Origin of the sequence: Adonisia turfae CCMR0081, from assembly GCF_011009555.1 — a bacterium.
GTDB classification, from domain to species: Bacteria; Cyanobacteriota; Cyanobacteriia; order Phormidesmidales; family Phormidesmidaceae; genus Leptothoe; species Leptothoe turfae.
This window is the reverse complement of the sequence record NZ_QXHD01000004.1, coordinates 6923565-6940286: the sequence shown is the minus strand read 5'-3', so window position 1 is coordinate 6940286 and position 16722 is coordinate 6923565. Positions and strand designations below refer to the sequence as shown.

Genomic DNA, 16722 nt, shown 5'->3' with positions numbered 1-16722 from the left:
AACACTACATGGCTGAAAAATTTCGGAATACATAAAGATTTGTCCACATGGGGGCGATCTATGAAACAACCCTATATGGACAGACTATGAGTCTATCTATTGCTAGTTAATGAATAGTTCTATGTATGAATGCCGCATTCAGTTTTGATACTGCCGCGCCAACGACCGGCACGCTCATCTTCGCCAGCGTGCACCTTAGTGGTTAATGGCTGATCGCCAATGCTGGTGTAACCCTGATCATGTAGCGGATTGTATAAAATGCCATGGGCAAAGGTGTATCGCCACAAATCTTTGTGTGTCCAGTGGGCCAGGGGATTAATCTTGATGCGTCCAGCCTGATCACGCTCCAAAAAGGGCATGTTTTTCCGTGTGGCTGACTGATCGCGACGACGGCCAGTAATCCAGGCTTGGACAGAAAGCTCATCGAAGGCCCGTTCCATGGGTTTTACCTTGGTTAAGTCGTGAAATCGATTAACATCTTTTTCCCACAGACGATCGCCATAGAGGGCAATAAACTCCTCACGGTTGGCGGCTGTTTTATAGGTATGGAGCTTGAGGTTATAAAGGGACCGTGCTTGCTCGGCAGTTGTTAGGGTTTCTGGGAAAAGATGGAGTGTATCGAGAAAAATAACGGGAATCTCTGCCTTGAGCTCGTGATAAAGCATGTGGGTCACCGCCAGCATGCTAAAGGACGTCATCTGAACCAGATTAGGAACCGTGGCGATAGCCCATGCCAAAATTTCTTGAGGACTCGCTGATTCAAATCGACGATTGAGTTCAGCTAAATCTAACTGACTGGGGTCAAACGTAATTCGTTCAACCGATTGCAAGTGCGTCAACGATTGCGCTTCTATGCAAGAAACCATTGCTGTAGATGGGGTTTCAACCCGTAAACAACCACTTGAAATATCCTATCGCAATAATCCCTCATAACCCACCGGGGAAATGTAGATTAATCCGATCAAATTAGGAGCGTTAACCGTAACGATCGAATCTTGCCCACATACCGTAGGAGAATAAAGGGTATGAAGAAGCTTATTTTTTACACAAAACCCGGTTGCCATCTCTGCGAAGGTTTAGAGGAAAAACTGGCTGAGTTGGATCATTTGCCGATCGATGTGGAGTCCCGCGACATCACTCAGAATCCTGCTTGGTTTACGGAGTACCAGTATGAAATCCCGGTGCTGTGCCGTGTCATTAGTCATCCTGAAACGCCTGAATTAGACCAGGAACAGCCGTTGCCACGCCTATCGCCAAGAGCACCTGTGCGGCAATTAGAGAAAATGCTACAGACATATTTGGGTCCCTTTGATGCAGAATAGCGGCATTTAGGTTTAGAGAAGAGGTCTGTATGACGCTACGTGAGTTACTGGCACAATTGCCCCCTGAGTTATTGCCTACTATTGATCATCCAGCCTTGGATCAAACTGTGACTGGGGTCTGCACTAACTCAACAAATTGCCAACCGGGCAATTTATTTATTGGTATGCCGGGGACTCGCGTGGATGGTGGGGAGTTCTGGCCGGGTGCTTTGGAAAAGGGCGCGATCGCAGCAATCATCTCACCTAACGCCTTGCAAACGCAGCCTGCTACAAACCCGTCAAATTTACTCATTCCCGTTCAAGATATACCAAAGGCCTGCGGTGAGATCGCCGCTGCGTTTTATAACTATCCTGGTAAGACTCTCAAGCTGGTGGGAGTCACTGGCACCAACGGCAAAACCACCACCACCCATGTGATTGAGCACTTTCTCAATAGTGCTGATATGCCCACTGGGTTGCTTGGCACCCTCTATACCCGCTGGCCCGGTCACCAAGAAACGGCTGTCCATACTACGCCGTTCCCCGTTGATTTACAGCGAGAGTTGGCCAACGTGGTTGGGGCAGGTTGTCAACACGCCATTATGGAAGTCAGCTCCCATGCACTGGCTCAAAAGCGAGTATGGGGGTGCCCCTTTGACGTGTCAGTGTTTACCAACCTCACCCAGGATCACCTCGACTATCACAAAAACTTAGACGACTATTTTGAAGCCAAGGCTCTCTTGTTTAGCCCTGACTATTTAAAAGGTCGTGCCATCATTAATAGTCGAGATCCCTATGGCCAGAAACTGATTGACCGGCTTAGTGCTGACCAAGTTTGGACCTATAACATCGACGATACAGCGGCTGACCTCCATACGACAGATCTGCACTACAGTGCAGCAGGTGTGAGTGGCAATCTCTTTACGCCAGTGGGTTCAGCCCCATTTACGTCTCCCTTGGTGGGTCGGTTTAACCTTGAGAATCTGCTGGCAGCAGCCGGTGCTGTACTTCATCTCGGGGGGGCTGTAGAGTCTCTGGTTAATGCTCTGGCCACATTTAGCGGTGTGCCTGGTCGGATGGAGCGAGTGCAGGCTGACCCCAGTCAAGATATCAGCGTGATTGTGGACTATGCTCATACTCCCGATAGTTTGGAGAATGCTTTGCGGGCGGCCCGTCCGTTTATTTCAGGTCAGATGATTTGTGTATTTGGCTGTGGGGGTGATCGAGATCGCACCAAACGCCCTCAAATGGGACGAATTGCCTATGGGCTAGCTGACCGTGTTGTTGTCACCTCCGATAATCCCCGTACTGAAGATCCCCAGCAGATTCTGTCTGATGTGGTAGCTGGGATTGAGGCTGATTTAGGCGAGGATGAAGTGATTTGCGATCGCGCTACCGCTATTCAACGAGCTATTCTCTCTGCTCAGCCGGGGGATGGGGTATTAATTGCAGGTAAGGGGCATGAAAATTATCAAATTTTGGGTAACGAAAAAAATCATTTTGATGATCGCGAGCAGTCTCAACGAGCCCTCAAAATGCGTCTGACGTCTTAGTTAGAGATTTATTAGTTACGGTAGTAAAACTCCGTGCTAGTACGGAAAGTTAAGTGGAAATACCCATTTATCTAACATTCTCCTTAACTACCCTAGGAGCATAGATCATGATCTAATACGCCTGGGGCACTTTAGAGCCATTATGGACGCTTCTACGCTAAAGCCATCTCCATTAACTACGTCCTTTGTGGCATCGACAACACCCCCATGCACTTCAGAGGTTGACTCCCAGTTTCTTAAAACTGCTGCCCAAGAACTCAATAATCCAATTACAACCATTAAAACAGCGCTCACACTGCTTAATTCATCGAGCCTAAGACCAAAACAGCGTGAGCGTTATCTACATATGATTGGCCAAGCTTGCGATCGGCAAAGTCATCTGATTAATAGCGTGTTTAGGTTGCTAGAACTGCAGCTTACACCTCAGTCGATGGTGCTCGATAATGTGCAACTGTGGGATTTAGTTCCTGGCGTGGTCAGTACCTATCAACCTTTGGCCACAGAGTACAATATTTCATTGGCTTACACGGTATCGAGTCATTTGCCGTCTGTATTGGCGATTGAGTCCCATCTCAAACAGGTGCTGGTGAGTTTGCTAAGTAACAGCATTCGATTCACGGACACGGGGGGACGAATTTGGGTGACCGCTCAGCAGCGTCAGGATGGCAAAATTGCTTTGGTTGTTCAAGATAGTGGGTGTGGTATTCCGCCTTCAATGCTGTCCCAGGTGTTTGATTCGTTTTATCGCAACACATCTGAAGGTAGTGGTCTGGGGCTTACGCTGGTCCAACAGTTATTAACCCACTGTGGGGCTTCAATTTCTGTCAGCAGCACGCCTGGCAAAGGAACCGCATTTACAATTTTGCTAGCAGTTGCTCCTGATTAGTCCGATGAATACTCTAGACGCCTGAAACGCTAGCGTGTGATGAGGCTATGGATATTCGTAGAGAGCTCGTGTCTATTCGGATTCATCTGGCAGCAAGGTTTCGATCAATAGCTGAGCCTGCTGTTGTTTTTCTTGTAAAAAACTGTCGCATTTTTTCAATTCGGTGACGGCCTTCTCAAACTGCTCAAAAATATCAGCCAGGGGTAGATCGCCCGTTTCTAAATCAGTAATGATGGCCTCAACCTGTTCAACAGAGGCTTCGTAATTCCAATTGTTATCAGATTTTTTGGTTCTAGGCATAGTGAGTTAGTGGTAGCACTGACGGGATGATGAAATTCTGGTGGCCCTCATTTAATCGCATGACTTGCAAAGTTATGAGGATGAACAATCTCAAGATTTTGCTTCCTCAGTAACGCTGAGAACTTCTGCTTCGATTTGCCCCTGGCCAAGCTGGACAGAAATATGGTCGCCAGGGGAAAGGCTACTTGCTTGGTTAACCACACCTCCAGCTGTTGCTCGGACGAGTGCATAACCCCGTCGCAAAACAGCTGCTGGATCTAGAGTGACGAGTTTTTCGTTGAGGAGCTGGTGTTGATGCTGTGCTGTTTGCAATCGCTGAGTTAGTGCTTTAATCAGTCGTTGGGTGCGCCAATCTTGGGCTTGCTGTGCTTGGGCTAACTGGCTTTGGGGCTGTAGTTGCTGTAGTCGTAGATAGAGCTGTTGTAGATCTTGCTTATGTTGAAAAAGCCGTGTGCCAGTGGCTTGAGCTAGTCGCTGGAGTTGCTGCCCTTGGGTGTAGCGTAAATCCCTCAGTGCTGGCACAATTTGTTCCGCAGCCGCTGTCGGTGTGTGGGCGTAAACGTCAGCGACTAAATCGGCCAGGGACTCATCCCGCTCATGGCCAATGCCCGTAATGACTGGGATTGGGCAGGTTGCGATCGCACGCACCACTCTCTCATCATCAAAACACACCAAATCCTCGACGGCACCCCCGCCCCGCCCAAGGAGTAAGACATCAGCTCGCCCATCAATGCCAACACGCTCAATGGCTTGAGCAATAGACCTAGGGGCCTGTTCCCCTTGCACCATGGCCGGTGACAACAGCACGTTTAAGCCAGGATGTCTCTGGTTCAAGGTTTCCTGAATATCACCCCAAGCTGCAGCCTGTGGGGAGGTGACCACGGCAATACAGGTTGGTAAAGCGGGTAGCGGTCGTTTACGCGCCTCATCAAACAAACCTTCCCTGGCTAGGCGATTGCGCAGTTGACGATAGCGCAATGCCTGAAGACCAGCACCAGCAGGCAATACCTGCCAGGTCGTTAACTGATAACTACCGCGTTTGGGATAAACCTTGAGCTGCCCCAGCACCACGACTTGTTCACCCACCGTGGGTATAACGTTGAGTTTGGGCAACTGACTACGCCAAACCACAGCGTTGAGTGTGGCCGACCCGTCAGTTTCTTGCAATGAGAAAAAACACCCACTCCCATGGTTTCGAGCACTAGAAACTTCGCCAATGACCCAAACATTGCGCAGGTTTTCATCCCCCTCCAGCAGCAGCTGAATATACTCGGTGACACCAGCCACACTAATCGCTTTAAAGTCCAACGCTTCCGTTGCCATCGATATTGCTAAACCTCCACAGCCCCCGATCTTAGTCTCTATGAAATGAGCACAAAACCTTTACCCTACTCCCTAGATTATTTGAGCAAATAAACGGTAATTTAATAGTACATTTGTATGTTTTTGAGGTACAATCACAAAGTTGGGCATGATGTCCTTACAAAGACCCATTGATTAGCCCGATCCAGCATGATTGGCGCACAGTCTGGGAGCTTATAATTGCTGAACTTGGCCAAATTTATCCCACCCCTTAGGCAGCATGGCAAAAACATCCACCGAAAGTAACGAGCGCAAAAAAGCGTTAGATATGGTGCTCAATCAAATTGAGCGCAACTTTGGTAAAGGTACCATCATGCGCCTTGGGGATGCGCAGCGTATGAAAGTGGAGACTATCCCCACTGGAGCCATGACGTTGGATCTGGCCTTAGGTGGCGGATTGCCTAAAGGCCGAATTATTGAGATTTATGGGCCAGAGAGTTCAGGTAAAACTACGCTGGCCCTACATGCGATCGCGGAGGCTCAAAAACAAGGCGGTGTAGCAGCTTTTGTAGATGCTGAACATGCTCTTGATCCCGTTTATGCTGGTGCTCTTGGCGTCAATATCGATGACCTCTTGGTTTCCCAGCCTGATACCGGAGAAGCTGCTTTAGAAATTGTGGATCAGCTGGTGCGGTCCTCAGCGATTGACTTAGTGGTGATCGACTCTGTGGCTGCCCTAGTCCCCCGTGCTGAAATCGAAGGGGAAATGGGCGATGCCCACGTAGGTTTGCAGGCGCGATTGATGAGCCAGGCCCTACGTAAAATCACCGGGAATATTGGTAAGTCTGGCTGCACTGTTATTTTCCTCAATCAGCTACGTCTCAAGATTGGTGTGACCTACGGTAATCCTGAAACTACCACTGGAGGCAATGCCCTTAAGTTTTATGCATCTGTGCGGCTAGACATTCGCCGTATTCAAACACTGAAAAAAGGTAATGATCAATTTGGCATTCGCGCTAAAGTCAAAGTCGCCAAGAATAAAATTGCTCCTCCTTTCAAAATCGGTGAATTTGACATCATTTTTGGTGAAGGCATCTCCACACTAGGTTGTATTGTCGATCTTGCAGAAGAAAATAACATTCTGATCCGCAAGGGAGCTTGGTATAGCTATCAGGGAGAAAATATCAGTCAGGGTCGTGACAATGCCATTCGCTATTTATCCGATAATCCAGAGGTTGCGACTGATATTGAGCAAAAGCTACGTCAGACGCTACAGATTGGTGATGATTCAGGAGCACCAGTTGACGTTGTTGATGAGTCAGCAGCCCCCGAACCTGCAAAAACCACTGCTAAAAAGGGTAAGTCGTAGTGAGCCTATCCTCCTTGAGCCATTGATTTTGGGAAAGCCTTAATGTAAGGTTCTGCCTCCCTCTGAGCTATCTACTTCTGGTTCAAGGGTTGATGGATTGTCGCCTTGATTGGTGTGGGTACCACTTTGGCTCGCATGGGGGGCACCTTGACTGGCGGGGCCACAGATGCCACAGATAAAGAAATAGAACAGTGAGCTGCCAATGCGGATGCGATCGCCATCACGCAGTGTATATACGCGCTTTAGTTTTTCGCCATTAACGTAGGTTCCATTAGTGCTTTCTAGATCAGAAATGATAAAGCCTTGATCTGGACTGTACTGCAAGGCAGCGTGGCATCGAGATAGACGCTTATCTAGCACCGCAAGATCTGATTGACGAGGATCTCGACCAATAGTCCATAAACCGTCTTTGGAATAGAGACTTTTGGATTTGCCACTTGCCAGATTGCTGATTATATAGACTTGCTGATCGCAAATCATGCCTTGAATATAGCTAGGAATCTGCGATGCATTATTCGCATCAATCGCAAGCATGTCATCCAATAGCTTGCGATCACCTTCATATAACTTAGAGAACGCTTGAAATAGACCTAGCTTAGACTCAGCCTCTGCTTCATCTTCAGCTGAGAACATCATGCGATATTCAGCTAGGTGGTTTGGATAAGCCATAAAAGTTCAAATAGAACGTTTAGTTTGAGCCCGATTAATAATGAAGTGACGATATGGATTCAAAAAATGGATCTCCAACTCCAGTATTCTTTAGAACCTGAGGAATATGGGGAGCACCAACGTATTTCTATGAAACTTTGAACTTGACTGGAATAATTATGAAAAGTTGATTAATCGTCCGGATAAAATGAGCTGAACTTGAATAGCGGTTTTTACTTTTACCGTATAGTTTATTCTCAAAACTATTATTAGTTTGAGCCCTGTCTTTGCAACAGCTTTAAAGGATAGTGATCTTGGCAGTAAACCCTAACTTAAAAACTCTATGAGCTCACGATTAACGCTATTGGGTGCCTCTTGCTGGATCCAATGACCACAGTCAGGGATAGACCGCCTAATACATTTTTCTATTGATAATGCATCAGAAAAAATACCTGTAGCGGGTACAAGATTGTCATCTTCTCCCCACATTAAAAGTGTGGGCGATGCAATTGCAAGTGTAGAGAGTCTTGAGGGAGTGAACCAATCATTTAGCCAATCATTCAAGCTAAAACAGTGACGCACATGTTGTAAAACAGCTGGAATGACACCAGGCTTTTGTAACGCAGCCTGATATAGATCAGTATTAGCTTGAGTAAACGCGCTTTTCCTAACGGCTTGTTGTTGAAAGAGATACTTCAGTAGAGAAGGCAAATTCTCTTTGATTAACCACTGAGGCAAACCAGGAGTTTGTAGCGCTAATAGGTGCCAATTTCGCTGTAGGTGCTCCCAGCTATTAGCAAGTCCATGACTCAGGGCAGATTGCCAGCGTTGAGGAGTGCTGAGTACAGCTAATCTGTCTACGCTTTTAGGAAACCGATGTGCAAGATTCCAAGCGATGGCTCCGCCCCAATCATGCCCAACAATATGGGCCTTGTTATAGCCTAATGAGTGGATCAACGCATGAATATCAGAGCTGAGCGTATCCAAGTCATAGCCAAGTCTTGGCTTATCAGAGTCGTTATAGCCCCTCAAATCAGGTACAACTACCTTAAAATGTCGAGATAAGTAGGGTAATTGATGCCGCCAAGAATACCAAAACTCAAATAAGCCGTGGAGCAAAATTAAGAGCTTGCCACTGCCTTGAGTTACGTAATGGAGCTGCACCGAATTCGCTTTGACGTATTTATGTTCCCAACTCAACGGTGCGACTCCAAATCAATTGACTGAATTGACAGCATCCAATTAACTAGGTGCCGCCTTATATTTTGTATCACAAGCAATTAAAGCTTGTGTTTTTTAGCTGGCCACTTAGGCAGAACGATAAGCAACCTGGTACTCAACGGGCTGAATCCGGTACTTCACCAGATTAGCGAGCTCTTGCAGCTGATTAATTGCTTCAGCGCCCTCTAGTTTCATTAATTCGCGATCATCACGCATTTCTGTCCACGTAATACCGTAATCTGAAACCAAAAAACGAATCAGATGGTCATTGCCGAGGCTGACCATGAATGATGCACTATTGAGCTGATCACCGCATGTATAACAGGACGCTAAATAGCCTTGATTCTCAAGGACAATTGCTAGCGCTTTTAGGTTTAGGACCAAATCTTTTACGAATTGGCGGTGCTGCTCTGCAAGTCGAACAAACATTTACGTTCTCCTTCCCACCGGTCACATTGTAAGGTTGAATCTTAATTTTTGCTTAATGTTTTTTATAAACTATCTAATTGGTTCTCCTTAACTTTCAGTTTTGGTAGAACTAATTCAGGGCAAAAATGATTGATTGTACGTACATAATTGTCTGAACTTTGAACATGAGCTTAAGTTGCTGTCAGGAAAGAGCTTTCCGGTTAACTCAGTAGATGAGCTAGAGGCTCATACTAACTGTATTTCGCTATGTTCCTTGTATCAATTTGCCCAGACTAGAACCTTATGTAGCCTTTGTATTAAAAGATGGTGTTGTATTAAAAAGGCTCGTGAGAATAAGTAAATTAAAGATAACTGTTGCTAACGGTTAAAAATGCCAAATACTAACTTTATGGTATTTGGTCATCAAACTATGACATTAGCCACACCATAGCTACCATAGGTCTATCTGTCCAGAAATGAGGTCTTCTTTGTAACGGTTTTGCTAAAAATATGAATGTTTTCATTGTCAATCTGGTAGCAATCTCATTCAGCTAAGGCCCACCAGCCAAAAGCTGGGCCGATAAATCTAACAGTGAGCCAGAGAAGAATCATGAGAATAATTCCTGCCCATGCCCCACGAGTACTCCAGGTTACGAAGGCTTGGGATTGCTTTTTTGTAATGGGCAGCCATGGAAAAATGCGTTCGGCTTTCCCGTAATCTTCACCGAGTTTTGACTGCCGACGCTTTGCTTCGCCCATGTTGCCCTATTAAATCTGCAAATTTTATTATTCGATTATAGCGCTTGGTTTACCGGTGCTAACCAGCTTGGGTCTAGGTAAGTGCTTTGGGCAATTGGGTTCAAGGTTTTGAGAATGGTGCGCCCATAACTACGATGATTGACTCGATTGTCTAGCAGGGCTACTTTGCCCTGTTGTGCACTGATGGGTGCGATCGCAAGCTGCAGAGTTTGTAGTGCTGAGGGTAATAGAAACAGTCGGAACCAATCCTGGCGCAGACGTTTGTAGTAGGCCACTTGACCCGCAACTAACGGATTTTCAAGGGAGGGGATGGGTAGTGTGGTGATAATCAGTAACCCAGGGGGCAAGCACCGTAGCCGATGGTCCTGCCAAAATTCCCAACCTGTTACCAGGATGCCGTTAGACGGCCCGTCGGTTTTTTCAACCTGGACGCGAGAGCCATATTCCGCTGCTAAAATTGAGCCAATTTGAGCTTTGAGGGGATTATCACCTACCAAAATAACCGTGGGTTGAGTGCGGGTTTCTGGCAGCTGCAGCAGGTTGCGAATCTCCTGCAAAATAGCACTGGGGAACTGATTGCTATTAGGCATGGGCAGGCGGTCAGGAGCATAGAGCTGAATCCCATCCCGCTGTCGATCTGGGGTGAATTTTAGGCAAGTGAGATCCTCTAACCCCAGCCGTTGTCGATAATTTTCAGCACGGTTTTCTTCATCTACAGCAGCACCGATTAAAATGACGGGCTGTCGTTCCCAAAGCGGTTGCATGATATCTGCCAGGTGCACTGGCGCACAATGCAAGGCTAACTGGCCCGAACCACGATTCAGCTGTAGCCATGTCATGCTGTCTTCTTGGGTTAATTGCTGGCGAAATTTCTGCCATGTAGGTGGCAATGCCTCTAAACCTAAAGGGGTTTCGGTCAGCTGATTGTATAGCTCTTCAAGCAGCGCATGTTCCTCCGCGTCGGCGAGATAACAGCTATAGGGGTTCGCTGGATGTTGAAAGGCGAGGTGGGTTAGTTTGACCCGCAGATCTCGAATAGGTGTTTGCTGAGAGGGGTAGGCCAGCCCTAGCTGATGCCAGTCGCCATCGTCGAGGCGGCAAGTTAGCTCATGACGTACCCAGTTCACTAGCGGATCAATCCCATCGATCAAGGTGAGGATATTTTTTGGGAAAGCGGGTGCTGCTGTCGTTGATGAATTGGATTTTTCTAAGGCACTTAGTTGGCCGGACAGCCAGGCACTCGGCGTTGTAATTAAAATGCCTTGAAACGTTTCACCAGGCCAACGTTCACCTACCTGGATGGATTTAACGGTAGGGAGCGTTTGCAGCAATGTGGGAATCTCATCTTGGACTAGTTGCTGCTGGATTGCTTGGGGGACAACCAAGACAATTGGTCCAGGCCACACTAAGGCTGGCATCAGATAACTCAGGCGATAACGGCCTCGATACGCCGCAGTGCTACCGATTTGCAGAAGAGCACTGCGACCTAATCTGAGGGCTCTAGCTACTAACCGTGCCATCGTTAAATGGTGGGGCCATTGAATGTGCCCCTGCTGGCGTAAAAACTCTCGGAGTAGCTGATGAACTTCTGCCTCAATCACCTTTGCTGCAACTCTCGCTATGCCTCGATAATTCAGCTAAATCCTTAAAAAATGACTCAGTTGTGTGTCTCATTGTGACATACTCCCTTGGGGCGTTTGGTTTATCGCCGACCAGCTCATAGCCTCTGGACAGATGTCCCTTTGAATTATTGACATAATTTTTGATCTTCCACCATGTCACTGACCTCTATCTCAGCGCAAACTTCACAGCCAGATTTAATCATTGGGATTGTTGGCTTAGGGCTGATTGGTGGTTGTTTAGCCATTGATTGTAAACGTCTGGGCTATACCGTTTATGGAGTGGCTCGGCGACCAGCAACTACAGCGGCAGCGGTTGAGCAAGGCATGGTGGATCAAGCAGGATGCGACCTGGCCCTGATGGCTAAGGCTGACCTTGTTTTTGTTTGTACGCCTATGGCCCTAATCGTGCCAACCGTGCATCAACTGGTGGAGCATTTGCCAGAATCAACAATTGTGACTGATGTTGGGTCTGTGAAGGGGGAGGTTGTAGCTGCAGCGACTACAGCATGGCCTAATTTTGTTGGGGGGCATCCCATGGCAGGTAAGGCGGAGTCAGGATTAGCTGCAGCTGAAGCGGGATTATTTCGCGATCGCCCCTATGTGGTGACGCCAATTGAAACCACAAAACAAGTCGCACTGGATCAGGTGGTTGCGATCGCTACCCAGCTTGGTTCCAAAATCTATACATCCACACCAGCAGCTCATGATCGTGCTGTGGCGGCCATCTCCCATTTACCCGTAATGGTCAGTTCTAGTCTGCTCCACACCTGTCTCAGTGAGTCGGATTTCCAGGTCAAAGTTCTGGCCCAGCAATTAGCCAGTAGTGGTTTTTGCGATACCAGTCGCGTCGGCGGCGGTAATCCTGAATTGGGCGCTATGATGGCCCAATTCAACCGGGCAGCTTTACTCCAATCCTTACAGCAATACCGGCATCAGTTAGATACCGTGATCAATCTCATCGACGCCGAGGAATGGGATGTGCTCAAACAAAGGCTCACTGTCGCCCAGCAAGAACGGCCGAAGTACCTCTGAAGTTATTATTTTGCCGTATAAACCACTATCCAAGATTTGCACCTAAGCCATGTGCTTTCCTTCTAGCTCGGCCATAATCACAGGTTCCTGATACAAAATTGCCGTGAAAGTAACAGTGGAACCGAGACCTTCGCCCATGCTAATAAATTGCACCTTGCCCCCCATTGCTTCGATCAGCCGTTGGGAAATTGCCAGCCCAAGACCAGTGCCACCATACTGACGGGTGCGCTCTCCATCTACCTGACTAAAGGTTTGGAACAGACGATTTTGTTTTTCTAAGGAAACACCGATCCCGGTATCCTCAACACTAATTTTGATATGTCCAGGCCAGACCCGACCTTGGAAGCGTATGCTCTGGGGTTTGACTTCAGCGCTGATGGTTACCCCTCCCTCAGGTGTAAATTTGATGGCATTGCCAATCAGATTGAGGAGGACTTGCAAGATCCGCTGGTAGTTTCCGTATAGCTTGATTTCATCTAGCGTGGCAGGCAGCTTCATATCGAAATAGAGGCCTCGCTGTTCCGCCTGAGGGCGGGTGAAATTCTCCACATCGGAGAAGAGCTCTTGCAGGCTAATGGCGGTCAAATCAATTTCCATTTTGCCTGCCTCAATTTTAGCGATGTCGAGGACATCGTTAATTAAGTTGAGGAGATGGAGGGCTGATTTATGGGCTTCTTCGATAAACTCTTCTTGCTCTTCTGGATCGTCGGCCATGCCATCCAGCACCAATCGCAGAAAGCCAATCATGCCATTCAGCGGGGTGCGCAATTCGTGGGATGTATTGGCCAGGAACTCACTTTTAAGTCGCGAGGCTTCCTCGGCATAGCGTCTTGCTTCTTCAAGCTCATCATTTTTATCGATTAGTTTTTCGTTAGCCCTTTGAAGATCGTCTGCGAGCGTACGACTTGCCTCAAAGAGTTTTGCGTGAGCAATGGCTGTTCCTACTTGGTCTGTGAGCTCATTAACCAGTTCGATTTCTAGTGGGTGCCAGGGGCGCTCTGGTGGCATTTGCAACAGTAAAACGCTGTTGGGTTCGTCTCGATAGCAGGTGGCTACAGTTAAAACGGTATATGGACCAGCGTCGTTATCTTTCCGATCAAAATCTGACAGTACGGGTTTGAGAGTGTTAATGGTGCAGCGAAAATCTGCCTTGTTAGCGAGTTCAAAAGTTTGCCCCAAACAAGGATCTAATTCGGGTTGATGAAACTCAGCAACTACATTTAAGGTCTGCATTGCCACTGAGTAGTCGCAGACGAGACAGCGATGCAGGTCTAAAAGGGTACCTAGACCATCTACGGTTTGCTGCCAAATAGTTTCGAGTTCTAGAGTTTTGCGGATATTAGACGCGATATTGGTCAGAACACCGTGGTAGTTAGAAATATTAGCTAATAGACCTGCTTGGGCATTATTGGAACAGGGATCTACCGCAATACCCATGGTGCTTACATGCTGAGGCATCTGAGCCGTATCCGCGACAGTGAGGATAGAACCTTCCCCTTTGATATATCGTTGACCGGGGGCATCGTGCCAATCGACTAGGCTTAGCTTAAAATCTAGGCCTACTGGGTGAGGGCCACAGCGGACAATGCATTGAAATGTCTGGTTTTGCCCATCGTCCAACACCTGTTTAACGCGTTGTAGGTAAGGGGCTATGGCGACAGGGCCAAAAAGCTGATCAATGGATTCGTGTAGATAGCGATCAGGTGCAGCGTGAAGGGCTTGAGGCCAATTGATAGCAACAATCCGCCCGTCGGGATCGTGAATAACTTGGAGGGAAGAATTATCAACTGTGGCGGGAACTGCCATAGGTTCAGGGTCAACTATCAATTGCGATCTCATAGTCCGTCAGAAATCTCTAGCCCTATACTTAACTGCTTACGAGTTTTCCCTGTCTGGATCAGAAACATCTAAGCTGAGATCGCTCGTCAGCAGTATGACAGACCTCAAAATTCTCTGATCACAGGGTAATGGGTGCCGCAAGTCAAAAAAACGCTTCGACTGATTCAGCACTGTTCGTTGGTAAGACGCCCCGATTAATCTTTATCTTGTCATGGGATTCATCAAATGGTCATCCCTTAATGTTTTCCCTGCAAGGATCCCATGCAAAAGCAATAAAGCTTTATTACTTGATTGCTTGAATAAGGTACTGCCTGAATCATCCAAGCAAACGCTCACCCTGAAAAAGCTTATGGATAAGCTTATGGATATTGGTGGGTAGGTTTATGGATGAACAAAGTATTGGAACAAAGCATTAAGATAAGCTAAGTGCTTCTTGCTCTCTAGTTTGAGTTTCTTCTTTCCATGACCGACGCGCCCGTCTCTCGCATCCGAAATTTTTCGATTATTGCTCACATCGATCATGGAAAATCTACCCTGGCTGATCGGTTGCTACAGGAAACCAAAACCATTAGCGAGCGGGATATGAAGGCTCAGGTCCTCGACACCATGGACCTAGAACGGGAGCGGGGCATTACCATCAAGCTCCAGGCGGCTCGTATGAACTATCAGGCTGAGGGTGGCGACGAATATGTGCTTAACCTGATTGATACGCCAGGGCACGTTGATTTTTCCTACGAGGTCTCCCGCGCTTTAGCTGCATGTGAAGGGGCGCTACTGGTGGTGGATGCCTCCCAGGGTGTGGAGGCACAGACGTTGGCCAATGTCTATCTGGCCCTGGAAAACGATCTAGAAATTATTCCCGTTCTGAATAAAGTAGATCTGCCCGGTGCAGAACCGGATCGGGTCAAGAAAGAAATTGAAGATATCATTGGTCTGGACTGTAGCAATGCTATTCTGGCGTCGGCTAAAGAGGGGCTAGGCATCACTGAGATTTTGGAATCTATTGTAGAGACCGTCCCCGAGCCTGAAGATAATACGGAGAAGCCGCTGCGGGCGCTGATTTTTGATAGCTATTACGACAGCTATCGCGGGGTGATTGTGTATTTCCGAGTGGTGGATGGAACGTTAAGTCGTCGCGATCGCATCCGTCTGATGGCCTCCGGTAAGGAATACGAAATCGATGAGCTGGGCGTACTCGCTCCCCATCAAATCGAAGTTGATGAACTCCATGCTGGTGAAGTGGGGTATATATCTGCTTCTATTAAAGCCGTGGCTGATGCCCGAGTTGGCGACACCATTACCCTAGTTAAAAAGAAAGCCGAAGAACCTTTACCGGGTTACGTAGAAGCTAACCCCATGGTATTCTGTGGACTTTTTCCCACTGACTCTGATCGCTACGAAGATCTGCGCGATGCCTTAGAAAAGTTAACTCTCAGCGATGCTGCCCTACAGTACGAGCCCGAAACCTCCAGTGCCATGGGCTTTGGTTTCCGCTGTGGTTTCTTAGGACTCTTGCACATGGAAATTGTGCAGGAGCGGCTGGAGCGGGAATATAACCTGGATTTGATTACCACAGCGCCATCGGTGGTTTATCGAGTCACGACGATCGATGGCGCGGTGCTAAATATTGACAACCCTTGCGAACTGCCGGAGCCCCAAGAGCGGGAAAAAATTGAAGAGCCCTATGTCAAAGTAGAAATTTTTACTCCTGAAGAGTTTGTCGGAACACTGATGGACCTGTGCCAGACCCGACGGGGCGACTTTAAGGATATGAAGTATCTAACAGAAGGGCGTACTACGCTGGTGTATGAAATCCCCTTAGCTGAAGTGGTGACTGACTTCTTCGACCAGATGAAATCTCGGTCTCGCGGTTACGCCAGCATGGAGTACCAACTGATTGATTATCGTGTGAATTATCTGGTGAAGCTGGATGTGATGATCAATGGCGATAAGGTTGATCCGCTGGCGGCCATTGTGCACCGTGACCAAGCGTACTATGTGGGTAAGGCGCTGGCAGAAAAGCTCAAAGAGCTAATTCCCAGACACCAGTTTAAGATCCCAATTCAGGCAGCCATTGGTAGTCGCATCATTGCCAGTGCCAGTATTCCAGCCCTGCGCAAGGATGTATTGTCTAAGTGTTACGGCGGTGACATCTCCCGTAAGAAGAAACTGTTGAAGAAACAGGCCAAAGGTAAGAAGCGCCTAAAGGCCATCGGTACGGTGGATGTGCCACAGGAAGCATTTATGGCGGTATTGAAATTGAATTAAATGGGTTTGGGTACGCTGAATCCCCCCATTGAATTAGATATTCCGTAGGGGCACGCCCTTGTGGCTGCCCTGGGTTACGTTTCGCTATCAACCGAAAACCCAAAATTCCCATGAAAATAATGGCGCTATTGGTTTTGCATGTTGGTCAATAGCGTTAGCGATCGAGGGCAACCACAAAGGATGGCCCCTACGATGGTGATTAATCAACATGCCT

The 16722-nt window shown here is 47.7% G+C and carries 15 protein-coding genes; 6 read left to right on the top strand and 9 right to left on the bottom strand.

Annotated features, from left to right (window positions below):
- Positions 1-119 precede the first annotated feature (119 nt).
- A complete protein-coding gene (gene cysH / locus DXZ20_RS33475) occupies positions 120-866 on the bottom strand; it encodes a phosphoadenosine phosphosulfate reductase (protein ID WP_250564736.1) in 747 nt (248 codons plus the stop codon).
- Positions 867-1025: 159 nt separating this feature from the next.
- Here cysH and DXZ20_RS33470 point away from each other — a divergent pair, with 159 nt between their 5' ends.
- The 3 genes from DXZ20_RS33470 (at position 1026) to DXZ20_RS33460 (ending at position 3740) form a co-directional block, all read left to right on the top strand.
- A complete protein-coding gene (locus tag DXZ20_RS33470) occupies positions 1026-1322 on the top strand; it encodes a glutaredoxin family protein (protein WP_163702992.1) in 297 nt (98 codons plus the stop codon).
- A gap of 29 nt (positions 1323-1351) precedes the next feature.
- Complete coding sequence (locus DXZ20_RS33465; RefSeq protein ID WP_163702991.1) at positions 1352-2854, top strand: UDP-N-acetylmuramoyl-L-alanyl-D-glutamate--2,6-diaminopimelate ligase; 1503 nt, start codon at positions 1352-1354, stop codon at positions 2852-2854.
- Between the two features lie 142 nt (positions 2855-2996).
- On the top strand, positions 2997-3740 hold the full coding sequence (locus tag DXZ20_RS33460; RefSeq protein WP_163661169.1) for a sensor histidine kinase: 744 nt from the start codon (positions 2997-2999) through the stop codon (positions 3738-3740).
- Between the two features lie 72 nt (positions 3741-3812).
- Here DXZ20_RS33460 and xseB read toward each other — a convergent pair whose 3' ends face one another.
- Both xseB and xseA read right to left on the bottom strand, forming a co-directional pair.
- Complete coding sequence (gene xseB, locus DXZ20_RS33455; protein WP_163661167.1) at positions 3813-4040, bottom strand: exodeoxyribonuclease VII small subunit; 228 nt, start codon at positions 4038-4040, stop codon at positions 3813-3815.
- A gap of 90 nt (positions 4041-4130) precedes the next feature.
- Positions 4131-5363, bottom strand: a complete 1233-nt coding sequence (gene xseA / locus DXZ20_RS33450) for an exodeoxyribonuclease VII large subunit (protein WP_163661165.1) — start codon at positions 5361-5363, stop codon at positions 4131-4133.
- A gap of 259 nt (positions 5364-5622) precedes the next feature.
- Here xseA and recA point away from each other — a divergent pair, with 259 nt between their 5' ends.
- On the top strand, positions 5623-6711 hold the full coding sequence (gene recA, locus DXZ20_RS33445) for a recombinase RecA (protein WP_163702990.1): 1089 nt from the start codon (positions 5623-5625) through the stop codon (positions 6709-6711).
- A gap of 39 nt (positions 6712-6750) precedes the next feature.
- Here recA and DXZ20_RS33440 read toward each other — a convergent pair whose 3' ends face one another.
- The 5 genes from DXZ20_RS33440 to DXZ20_RS33420 all read right to left on the bottom strand — a co-directional run bounded on the left by DXZ20_RS33440 (position 6751) and on the right by DXZ20_RS33420 (position 11348).
- Positions 6751-7380 (bottom strand): FHA domain-containing protein, encoded by a 630-nt coding sequence (locus DXZ20_RS33440; RefSeq protein ID WP_163661161.1) that lies wholly within the window; start codon positions 7378-7380, stop codon positions 6751-6753.
- Between the two features lie 306 nt (positions 7381-7686).
- The gene (locus tag DXZ20_RS33435) at positions 7687-8559 is read right to left on the bottom strand and encodes an alpha/beta fold hydrolase (RefSeq protein ID WP_163661159.1); all 873 of its coding nucleotides are present in this window, start codon (positions 8557-8559) and stop codon (positions 7687-7689) included.
- Between the two features lie 108 nt (positions 8560-8667).
- The gene (locus DXZ20_RS33430) at positions 8668-9009 is read right to left on the bottom strand and encodes a DUF1815 family protein (RefSeq protein WP_006517269.1); all 342 of its coding nucleotides are present in this window, start codon (positions 9007-9009) and stop codon (positions 8668-8670) included.
- Positions 9010-9531: 522 nt separating this feature from the next.
- Positions 9532-9747, bottom strand: coding sequence for a DUF2839 domain-containing protein (locus tag DXZ20_RS33425; RefSeq protein ID WP_006517270.1), 216 nt, complete (start codon positions 9745-9747; stop codon positions 9532-9534).
- 35 nt (positions 9748-9782) lie between these two features.
- A complete protein-coding gene (locus DXZ20_RS33420) occupies positions 9783-11348 on the bottom strand; it encodes an ATP-dependent DNA helicase (protein WP_163702989.1) in 1566 nt (521 codons plus the stop codon).
- A gap of 174 nt (positions 11349-11522) precedes the next feature.
- Here DXZ20_RS33420 and DXZ20_RS33415 point away from each other — a divergent pair, with 174 nt between their 5' ends.
- Positions 11523-12401: a prephenate/arogenate dehydrogenase gene (locus DXZ20_RS33415; protein ID WP_163702988.1), complete on the top strand. Its 879-nt coding sequence runs from the start codon at positions 11523-11525 to the stop codon at positions 12399-12401.
- 42 nt (positions 12402-12443) lie between these two features.
- Here the strand turns inward: DXZ20_RS33415 and DXZ20_RS33410 are convergent, their stop codons facing one another.
- Positions 12444-14207: an ATP-binding protein gene (locus DXZ20_RS33410; RefSeq protein WP_250566019.1), complete on the bottom strand. Its 1764-nt coding sequence runs from the start codon at positions 14205-14207 to the stop codon at positions 12444-12446.
- A gap of 495 nt (positions 14208-14702) precedes the next feature.
- On the opposite strand from DXZ20_RS33410, the gene lepA reads away from it, so the two are divergent.
- Positions 14703-16508, top strand: a complete 1806-nt coding sequence (lepA, locus tag DXZ20_RS33405; protein ID WP_163661151.1) for a translation elongation factor 4 — start codon at positions 14703-14705, stop codon at positions 16506-16508.
- Positions 16509-16722: the final 214 nt, after the last annotated feature.

Excerpts from the sequence above, each read along its gene's own strand:
- cysH (WP_250564736.1), bottom strand. The coding sequence starts at position 866 with ATGGTTTCTTGCATAGAAGCGCAATCGTTGACGCACTTGCAATCGGTT.
- DXZ20_RS33470 (WP_163702992.1), top strand. The coding sequence starts at position 1,026 with ATGAAGAAGCTTATTTTTTACACAAAACCCGGTTGCCATCTCTGCGAA.
- DXZ20_RS33465 (WP_163702991.1), top strand. The coding sequence starts at position 1,352 with ATGACGCTACGTGAGTTACTGGCACAATTGCCCCCTGAGTTATTGCCT.
- DXZ20_RS33460 (WP_163661169.1), top strand. The coding sequence starts at position 2,997 with ATGGACGCTTCTACGCTAAAGCCATCTCCATTAACTACGTCCTTTGTG.
- xseB (WP_163661167.1), bottom strand. The coding sequence starts at position 4,040 with ATGCCTAGAACCAAAAAATCTGATAACAATTGGAATTACGAAGCCTCT.
- xseA (WP_163661165.1), bottom strand. The coding sequence starts at position 5,363 with ATGGCAACGGAAGCGTTGGACTTTAAAGCGATTAGTGTGGCTGGTGTC.
- recA (WP_163702990.1), top strand. The coding sequence starts at position 5,623 with ATGGCAAAAACATCCACCGAAAGTAACGAGCGCAAAAAAGCGTTAGAT.
- DXZ20_RS33440 (WP_163661161.1), bottom strand. The coding sequence starts at position 7,380 with ATGGCTTATCCAAACCACCTAGCTGAATATCGCATGATGTTCTCAGCT.
- DXZ20_RS33430 (WP_006517269.1), bottom strand. The coding sequence starts at position 9,009 with ATGTTTGTTCGACTTGCAGAGCAGCACCGCCAATTCGTAAAAGATTTG.
- DXZ20_RS33425 (WP_006517270.1), bottom strand. The coding sequence starts at position 9,747 with ATGGGCGAAGCAAAGCGTCGGCAGTCAAAACTCGGTGAAGATTACGGG.
- DXZ20_RS33415 (WP_163702988.1), top strand. The coding sequence starts at position 11,523 with ATGTCACTGACCTCTATCTCAGCGCAAACTTCACAGCCAGATTTAATC.
- DXZ20_RS33410 (WP_250566019.1), bottom strand. The coding sequence starts at position 14,207 with ATGGCAGTTCCCGCCACAGTTGATAATTCTTCCCTCCAAGTTATTCAC.
- lepA (WP_163661151.1), top strand. The coding sequence starts at position 14,703 with ATGACCGACGCGCCCGTCTCTCGCATCCGAAATTTTTCGATTATTGCT.